Genomic DNA, 6,929 nt, shown 5'->3' on the forward strand with positions numbered 1-6,929 from the left:
GCGCTCGAAGTGCTGGGTCCTTCCGGCGAGCTRCCGCTGCCGGTGTTCGGCGATCTCGAATACCCCGAGGACACGCGCCTGAAATATCGCTTCCTCGACCTGCGTCGCGAGAAGCTGCACAACAACATCATGCTGCGTGGCAAGGTCATCGACTCGCTGCGCAACCGCATGAAGACCTCGGGCTTCTCGGAATTCCAGACGCCGATCCTGACCGCGTCCTCGCCGGAAGGCGCGCGCGACTTCCTGGTGCCGAGCCGGCTGCATCCCGGCCATTTCTACGCCCTGCCGCAGGCACCGCAGCAGTACAAGCAGCTGCTGATGATGGCGGGCTTCGACCGCTATTTCCAGATCGCGCCCTGTTTCCGCGACGAGGATCCGCGCGCCGACCGTCTGCCGGGCGAGTTCTACCAGCTCGACGTCGAGATGAGCTTCGTCACGCAGGAAGACGTCTTCCGCACCATGGAGCCGGTGATCGCCGGCGTCTTCGAGGAATTCGGCGGCGGCAAGTCGGTCACCAAGAACTGGCCGCGCATTCCCTATGCCGAGTCGATCCGCAAATACGGCTCGGACAAGCCTGATCTTCGCAACCCGCTCGAGATGCAGGATGTGTCGGAGCATTTCCGCAGTTCGGGTTTCAAGGTCTTCGCCCGCGTCCTGGAAGACGAGAAGAACCAGGTCTGGGCGATTCCGGCGCCGGGCGGCGGTTCGCGTGCCTTCTGCGACCGCATGAACTCCTGGGCTCAAGGCGAAGGCCAACCCGGCCTCGGCTACATCATGTGGCGCGAAGGCGCGGGTGCTGGCCCGATCGCCAACAATATCGGTCCGGAGCGGGTCGAGGCGATCCGCATCGCGCTTGGTCTGAAGGATGGCGACGCTGCCTTCTTCGCAGCGGGCAACCCCGATAAGTTCTACAAGTTCGCCGGCGCCGCCCGTAACAAGGTTGGCTCGGAGCTCGGCTTGATCGACGAGAACGCCTTCGCTTTCGCCTGGATCGTCGATTTCCCGATGTACGAGTACAACGAGGACGAGAAGCGGGTCGATTTCTCGCATAACCCGTTCTCGATGCCGCAAGGCGGGTTGGAGTCGCTGCAGAAGGACGATCCGCTGGCGATCAAGGCCTTCCAGTACGACATCGCTTGCAACGGCTACGAACTCGCCTCGGGCGGCATTCGCAATCACCGCCCTGAGGCGATGGTCAAGGCCTTCGAGATCGCCGGTTATGGCGAGGAGACGGTGATCGAGCGCTTTGGCGGCATGTACCGCGCCTTCCAGTATGGCGCGCCGCCGCATGGTGGCATGGCAGCGGGTATCGACCGCATCATCATGTTGCTCGCCGGCGCCAGCAACCTGCGCGAGGTCGCGCTGTTCCCGATGAACCAGCAAGCGGTCGATCTGCTGATGGGGGCGCCCTCCGAGGTCGGCCCGAAGCAGCTGCGCGAGCTCCATATCCGCCTGAACCTGCCTGAAAAGAACGGCTGACCCCCCGCCATGCCTGCCCCGACCGGAGCGCGCTTGTCCGCGCTCGCCTGCCTGCTCGCGCTGCCGCTAACCGCCTGTGTCACCGCTGCGCCCCACACAAGCTCGGGGCGGGCGGTGGAGCTTGCCAATCTGGTCTCGCGCTCGATCGCCTGCCGTGCTGGAGCACCACGCACCAGCACACTCGACCGCTTCCTCGACGCCGAGCGTGCCCGTGGYGCGACGCCGGAGCAGATCGCGGGAGCGCGCTCGACCTATGTCACCGTTTCGGAGGCGGCGACCATCAATCAGGATGTCCGGCCCGAAGCCTGCTCTGCGGAAGAACGCAGCTCCTTGAAGCCACGCATGGCGCGCGTCCGGGCCGGCGATTTCAGCGGGCTCTGAGCGCGATCAGCCATGCCCTTCGCCAGAGCCTTCCTCTGCAGCCTGCTTCTGCCTGCGCTTGCTGCCTGTACGACGACTGCCGGTCCAGTGCCCGGCACGGCGGAGTTTGCGGCCGTCAAAGTCTCGCGCGGCTATGATTGCGGTGTCGCCGTCGATCGCCGCCGTGTGATGGCGGGGCTTGCTCCGGCCGAGCGCGGACGCTTCGTCGCCGTCAATGCCAGCCTCGCGGTGAAGTCCTACAAGGCGCCGCGCCACTGCGACGCCGCCGAGCGTAGCGCGGTTCAGCACGAGCTCGCCGGCCTCACACGGCGCTGAATTCTGCTTGCCTGCCGGGGGCGATCCCGGCCAGAAGGCAGGAATGCCGCCCGCGAACGAGTTGCTCCCGCTCCACGAAACCGTCACCGCGGTCGTCGTCGCCTATGACAGCGCCGATGTCCTGCCGGCCTGCCTGGATGCGCTGCGGCGCGAAGGCGTGCCTCCCATCGTCGTCGACAATGCCAGCAGTGACGATTCGGCCGCAATCGCGCGGGCGCGTGGCGCAACGGTGATCGCGAGCCCCAGGAATGAAGGTTACGGTCGAGCCAACAATCTCGGCATCGCAGCCTGCCGCACTCCCTACGCCCTGATCGTCAATCCCGACCTCGTGCTGCAGCCTGGCGCCATKGCAGAGCTGCTGGCGGCCGCTGGGCGCTACCCCGATGCCGGGATGCTGGCTCCGCGCATTGTCGAGCCGTCAGGGCGCGTCTTCATCCARCCGCGTTCGCTGCTGTCACCGGCTCATCTCAATCATTCCGGCGCGGCAATTGTACCGGAGGGGGATGCCTGCCTGCCGTTTCTCTCGGGCGCCTGCCTCCTGCTCCGCTGCGAGGTCTTCGAAGCGCTCGGTGGTTTCGATCCGCGAATCTTCCTGTTCTACGAGGATGATGATCTTTGCCGCCGCATGAGGGACGCCGGGCATGCGCTCGTGCATGTGCACGAGGCGCAGGCTCATCACGCGCGCGGGCGTTCCAGCAAGCCCAGCCCCGGCCGCCGTTTCAACGCACGCTGGCATCTCGCCTGGTCGCACGCCTATATCGCGGCCAAATACGGGCAAGCCGGGCCGTCATCCCTTGCGATTCTCGAAAACATTGCAAAGACAGTCGGTTACGCCTTGGTCTTTAACCGCCTCAAGATGATGGCGCATGCCGGATCTGCCGCTGGCGCGCTCGACTGGCGGCGGGGGCGGACGGCGCGCTCGCGGCAAGGCCTGGACGAATAGCTCGCGCGCCTTAGATCATCAGACCGGATATCGTATCCGGTTCGATGATCTCACCCTTTGTGTTTGCATCGGCTTTGCCCCGAAAACCGCAATCCACTTTTCGGGCCGATGCCTTAGAGGTGCAGGTCCTTCATGGGGGTGGTGATGATCCTGCGGATCTCGCGCAACTGCCTGAAGACGAGCCGTGCCTTGCGCAGCACGTTGCTGTCGGCCGCGAGCAACTCGGCCTCGCGTGCGGCAAAGGCGGCTTTGCCCTGCAGGGCAGGGATTGGGCTCAGCGGGAGCGGTGTGTTCGGCAAGGCCGAGAGATCGAGCTCCGTCAGAGCCGGCTCGGCTCCGCGAAGGCTCTTGCCGATCATGCTGCGCGCTGCGTCGAGGCGGGTTGCGGCGGCATCCCGGACCGGTTTCTGCATCACGGCGCTGGAATCGCGCCACTGGATGCCCCTTCGATAGGCCGGAACCCATTGCACCTGGGCTTCGAGCAGGTTCAGCCCGGCATAGCGGGCCAGGGCAGGGAAGGCATCGTCGTAGAAGCGCCAGCAATCGACGGGGAAGCGGTGCCGCGGACCGCCGCCCGGTGAGGTGATGAACGCGAGTCCATTGCCCTTCAGCACGCGCGAAATCTCAAGGATGGTGATCCAGAAATACTCTGCATGCTCGAAGACCTCCGAGCAGGTCACGACATCGACCGAGCCGGTGGCGATCTCTTTCCAGTCATAGGGATCGGCCACCGCCACATCGACGTTCAGCCCCGGCTCGATGTCCATGCCGACAAGTTTCCAGGCCGGGTTCGACATGACGTCGCGGTTGGACAGGCTCTGTCCGTCGACGATGGCCGAGCCGACGTCGAGCACGGTCAGCGGCGAGGTCTCGACGGCGGAGAGATAGGCCTTGCGGAAGACCCGCGCCTTGTCGTTGGCAGAATCATGCATGGGGGCGGTCCGGCAATGGAGGGAGGCCGTATCGGAGGGGGAGCCTTCGATCCTGAACGGCGAACTATCAGGAAACGGCTCTCGGAGGCAAATCCTCGATCCTGTCGGACATCAAGACCGGGATCAGTCGTCTGATGTCGGCCTCGGGCCAGGCCCACCATTGGCTCGCCAGCAGGGCCGCGATCTTCTCCTCCGTCAGGCGGTGCCGTAGCAGCCGTGCCGGATTGCCCGCGACGACGCCATAGGGCGGAACATCCTTCGTGACGACGGCGCGGGCGCCGATGACGGCGCCATGACCGATGCGGACTCCGGAGAGGATCAGCGCCTGCGACCCGAGCCAGACATCATGGCCGATGACGACGTCGCCGCGCGAGACCTGATTGCCGGGATGGTGCTTCGCTTCGGGCCATAGCCGTGGGTAGTCGTGGAATGGGTAGGTCGTCGCCCATTCCGTGCGGTGGTTGCCGCCGAGCAGGATCTCGACCCCGTCTCCGACCGAGCCGTAGCGCCCGATGATCAGGCGCGCCCCGCTTCCGGCGAAGCGCACCTTCGGCCGCCCATAGGTGTAGCGTCCGACAACGATCTGCCCCGGGTGCCGAGCGATCAGGTTGGCCAGATACAACCGGGCCTGGTTGTCGGGGTTGAAGCGCCGGCGCAGAAAACTGCGCGGGCCCTGTGGCAAGGCGGCCCACCACGCTGCGATCGCGGAGGGCCGCCAGGACAAGTCTTCGGGAAGAAGATCGGCAGACCAGTTATTCGGCATTGGCCTTGAGGTCGATCTTGTCGAAGATCTCGGTCGGATCGGTGATCGTGATGACGTCGGCGAGGCCGAGACCCCCTGTCGCCTTCGCATTGGCCTGGACGGTCAGCGTGCCTGGCTTCGCCGCAAAGCGCGAGACCGCCGCGGTCAGGGTCTTGGCCGCGTCGGACGGGCCGAGGACCGCGGCAAGGCCGAGGCTGGCCATCATCGCATATTCGCGCCGCAGATCGTCGGGCTTGCGCTTGTTCTTGCGGGCCTCGTTCTCGATGAACTTCTCGAGCAGACCGAGATTCTTCAGCCTGGCATCCAGGCTGCGGGCCGTCGCGCCGAGCGCCGCAACCTGTGCGAGCGCGAGATCGCTGGAGAACAGGTCCTTGGTGACGTTACCGAGGGTACCCGAGGCCTCGAACTGCGCCATGCCGCCGCTCCCGAGCGAGAGCRTACGGATCGCAAGCTCGTTGCGTGCGGCGTCCCAGGCGAGGTCGAGCTTCGCGGAGAGGTCGAGGGCGCGGTAGCCCATGGCAATCAGATCCGCGGCCGCGGGATTGCCGGTTGCCTCGCTCACCGGAGCGGTGAGCTTGTCGATCGTCAAGGCAAGCTTGGTGGGGATGCCGTTGATCTGGTCGGCGGCAGCAATCTCGAAGGTACCGAGCCCGACGCGGATTGGGGCCTGCGCTGGCTGACCCGGCTTTGCCGTTTGCGGCACATCGACCGAGAGCCCGGCAAGCCGGATCGTGCCGAGTTTGGGGATCAGTTTGCGGAAATCGAGCGAATCGATCTCGGTTTCGGGCTTGGCCAGGACCTCCTTCAGGCCCTTGAACATGGGCGCGAGCGAAAAGCCGGAGTAGCTGAGCGACTCGAACCCTGCCTTGGCGCCAGCTCCCGCGAAAGAGAAACCTTCCACGGCGTAGCCGGACCTGGCCGGCGCATCTTCGCCATAGGCCATCCTGGCGATTCTCACGTCCATGGCGACCGGCGCTTCGCCCGGATTCGGCGGGACGGAGAGCGCCATCACCATATCGCGGACCTCGCCGCTGCCATAGTCGATGGCATCGAACAGCGAGAACATGGAAAGCGCCATGCGCTTGTCGGCCTCGAGCCGGGCCGGGTCGCTATGGTCCTTCGAGTCGATCCCTGCCTTCTGGTCGGCCTCCGCCTGCGCGATGATCCGCGACAGGAGTTCTCCGACAGGCTCGTCTCCGACACGCATCTTGAAGTCGCGGCCGGTCGCCTTGCCGAGCGAGATCTTGCCGAGCTGGCCCAGATCGATGGCGTAGCCGTCCTGCTCGACACGGCCGAAGATCGGCTGCATGGCTTCTTCCACGCCGGGCTTGGCGCGCTCGCTCAGCACGCGTGCGAGATGGTGCATGTCGAACGCTTCGAAGCTGATGCGCTTGATCTCGCCCTTCATCGCGCCRGTCGGCCCACCGGTCACGGATATCGCTCCGCCTMCCGCCGAGCCGCGGCCGATCTTGCCGTCGCGAATCTCACTGAAGCGGATGTCGCGGTACGTCGTAACCTGCCTTTGCGGCCCGAGAACCTGCTCGACCGTCAATTCGGGCGCACTGATTTCCGACGCGGTGAGGCGGCCCGTCCGGGCAACCGCGCTCTCGCCGGTGCTACCATTGAACAACGAGACAAAGGCTTCGCGCTCGAGGCTGGAGCCCTTCACGTCGACCTTCGGTATGGCGACGACGATCGCGCCAAGGTCCAGGCGGATATTGTCGATCTGGAAATCGGCTGCCCAGGACGGCTGCGCCAGAACGAGGATAAAGGCTGCGGCCGCCGTTACGCGCAGGCGGCGCATCGGGCTGCGAAGGGTCGACGTGATCATGACGGTCTCCAGATGGCGGCAGCGAACCTGCCGCAACGCAGCGAGGAAAGGAAGACGACTTGCTCTCGCGGACGCAGGAAAAACTTGACCGCCTCGCTGCGATCTTTCGTATCTGTCTCAGATCCGCCATCCGGCCCGTGCAGGAGCGGTGCGGGCGACGAATGCAATGGAGCTTAGAGACGATGCGGTCMGCCCGACGATTCCCTGCAGCCTGCCTTGCCTTGCTGCTCCTGGCTCTTGCCCCCGTCATGGCATTCGCGCAGCAGGCGGCTCCCGCGACCGGGC

At 65.4% G+C, this 6,929-nt stretch carries 7 protein-coding genes; 4 read left to right on the forward strand and 3 right to left on the reverse strand.

Features of this window, described 5'->3' with window-relative positions:
* The 4 genes from aspS to AC1DJT_RS32645 form a co-directional block, all read left to right on the forward strand.
* On the forward strand, window positions 1-1,479 hold a 1,479-nt coding region (gene aspS, locus AC1DJT_RS32630), incomplete at its 5' end, for an aspartate--tRNA ligase (protein ID WP_476835700.1).
* Between the two features lie 33 nt (window positions 1,480-1,512).
* Window positions 1,513-1,860, forward strand: coding sequence for a hypothetical protein (locus tag AC1DJT_RS32635; RefSeq protein ID WP_441505394.1), 348 nt, complete (start codon window positions 1,513-1,515; stop codon window positions 1,858-1,860).
* A 12-nt stretch (window positions 1,861-1,872) separates the two neighbouring features.
* Window positions 1,873-2,175 (forward strand): hypothetical protein, encoded by a 303-nt coding sequence (locus tag AC1DJT_RS32640; protein ID WP_441490010.1) that lies wholly within the window; start codon window positions 1,873-1,875, stop codon window positions 2,173-2,175.
* Between the two features lie 43 nt (window positions 2,176-2,218).
* The gene (locus AC1DJT_RS32645) at window positions 2,219-3,118 is read left to right on the forward strand and encodes a glycosyltransferase family 2 protein (RefSeq protein WP_476835701.1); all 900 of its coding nucleotides are present in this window, start codon (window positions 2,219-2,221) and stop codon (window positions 3,116-3,118) included.
* 113 nt (window positions 3,119-3,231) lie between these two features.
* On the opposite strand, the gene AC1DJT_RS32650 is transcribed toward AC1DJT_RS32645, so the two are convergent.
* From AC1DJT_RS32650 to AC1DJT_RS32660, 3 genes are all read right to left on the reverse strand, one after another.
* Window positions 3,232-4,050, reverse strand: a complete 819-nt coding sequence (locus tag AC1DJT_RS32650; protein WP_476770433.1) for a class I SAM-dependent methyltransferase — start codon at window positions 4,048-4,050, stop codon at window positions 3,232-3,234.
* Window positions 4,051-4,117: 67 nt separating this feature from the next.
* A complete protein-coding gene (locus tag AC1DJT_RS32655; protein ID WP_476835702.1) occupies window positions 4,118-4,732 on the reverse strand; it encodes a CatB-related O-acetyltransferase in 615 nt (204 codons plus the stop codon).
* A 70-nt stretch (window positions 4,733-4,802) separates the two neighbouring features.
* Entirely contained in the window at window positions 4,803-6,644 is a 1,842-nt protein-coding gene (locus AC1DJT_RS32660; protein WP_476835703.1) for a hypothetical protein, read from the reverse strand.
* Window positions 6,645-6,929: the final 285 nt, after the last annotated feature.

The sequence above is a fragment of the Allobosea sp. 05T422_2 genome (genome assembly GCF_056396265.1).